Genomic DNA, 1,483 nt, shown 5'->3' on the forward strand with positions numbered 1-1,483 from the left:
CGCCGGCCGCGCTGCAGGCCGCCGTGGCCGAACTGCGCGGCGCGCGCAAATAACGGCGCGTCGGCGCTGCGCGCCGGCGCGCGATCGCATCGCGCGGCCCGGACAGCCGGCACGGCTGGCATAATGTCGGTTTACCTATTTTTCGATCGGCGAACCGGCGGCGTGCCTGTTGGACGACAGGCCGCGTTCGGGTTTGCGCATTTTCTTTGGGCGGTTCCACCATGTCCGGCAATACCCTCGGCACGCTTTTCACTGTCACGACCTTCGGCGAGTCGCACGGCCCCGCGATCGGCTGCGTGATCGACGGCTGCCCGCCGGGCATGGGGCTCACCGAGGCGGACATCCAGGCCGAGCTCGACCGCCGCAAGCCGGGCACGTCGCGGCACGTCACGCAGCGGCAGGAGGCCGACGAGGTCGAGATCCTGTCCGGCGTGTTCGAAGGCGTGACGACCGGCACGCCGATCGCGCTGCTGATCCGCAACACCGACCAGCGCAGCAAGGACTACGGCAACATCGTCGAGACGTTCCGGCCCGGCCATGCGGACTACACGTACTGGCAGAAATACGGCGTGCGCGACTATCGCGGCGGCGGCCGCTCGTCCGCGCGCCTGACCGCACCGATCGTCGGCGCAGGCGCGGTCGCGAAAAAGTGGCTGCGGGAGCGCTTCGGCGTCGAGGTGCGCGGCTACATGAGCGCGCTGGGCGAGATCGACGTGCCGTTCGTCGGCTGGTCGCACGTGCGCGAGAATCCGTTCTTCGCGCCGAATGCGGCGATCGTCCCGGAACTCGAGGCATACATGGATGCGCTGCGCAAGGACGGCGATTCGATCGGCGCGCGCATCGACGTCGTCGCGTCCGGCGTGCCGGTCGGGTGGGGCGAGCCGGTGTTCGACCGGCTCGATGCCGACATCGCGAAGGCGATGATGAGCATCAACGCGGTGAAGGGCGTCGAGATCGGCGCGGGCTTCGACAGCGTCGCGCAGCGCGGTTCGGTGCACGGCGACGAGCTGACGCCGGCCGGTTTCGTCGGCAATCACGCGGGCGGCGTGCTCGGCGGGATTTCGACGGGGCAGGACATCACGGTGTCGATCGCGATCAAGCCGACGTCGAGCATCCGTACGCCGCGCCGCTCGATCACGAAGGACGGACAGCCGGCGACGGTCGAAACGTTCGGCCGCCACGATCCGTGCGTGGGCATCCGCGCGACACCGATCGCCGAGTCGATGCTCGCGCTGGTGCTGATCGATCATGCGCTGCGCCACCGTGCACAGTGCGGCGACGTCGAGACGCAGACGCCGAAAATCGCCGGCAGCGCGACGTGATGCGGCACACGCGCCGTCGCTGAGCGCATCGACGCAGAAGGAAACGGGGCACGGCAATGAGCCGCGCCCCGTTTCTTTTTGCACGAAAAAAACGCCGCGTCGCGCGGCGTTGATCGGTGCGTCACATGTTCGGATAATTCGGCCCGCCGCCGCCTTCGGGC

Annotated in this window: 2 protein-coding genes; one reads left to right on the forward strand and one right to left on the reverse strand. The window is 68.8% G+C overall.

The features are described 5' to 3' along the window. Nucleotides 1-223: hypothetical protein (locus HMPREF3115_RS31935; RefSeq protein ID WP_218079213.1), on the reverse strand; the 223-nt coding region annotated here is incomplete at its 3' end. On the opposite strand from HMPREF3115_RS31935, the gene aroC reads away from it, so the two are divergent. Further along, nucleotides 222-1,322 carry a chorismate synthase gene (aroC, locus tag HMPREF3115_RS16635; protein WP_070555224.1) on the forward strand — a complete coding sequence of 367 codons (1,101 nt, stop codon included), beginning with the start codon at nucleotides 222-224 and terminating at the stop codon, nucleotides 1,320-1,322. The two genes, HMPREF3115_RS31935 and aroC, sit on opposite strands and share 2 nt — an antisense overlap. Nucleotides 1,323-1,483 lie beyond the last annotated feature (161 nt).

This window comes from Burkholderia sp. HMSC10F09 (assembly GCF_001806955.1).
In the GTDB taxonomy this organism is placed as follows: Bacteria; Pseudomonadota; Gammaproteobacteria; order Burkholderiales; family Burkholderiaceae; genus Burkholderia; species Burkholderia multivorans.

Coding starts and splice junctions, on each gene's coding strand:
- aroC (WP_070555224.1), top strand. CDS start 222: ATGTCCGGCAATACCCTCGGCACGCTTTTCACTGTCACGACCTTCGGC.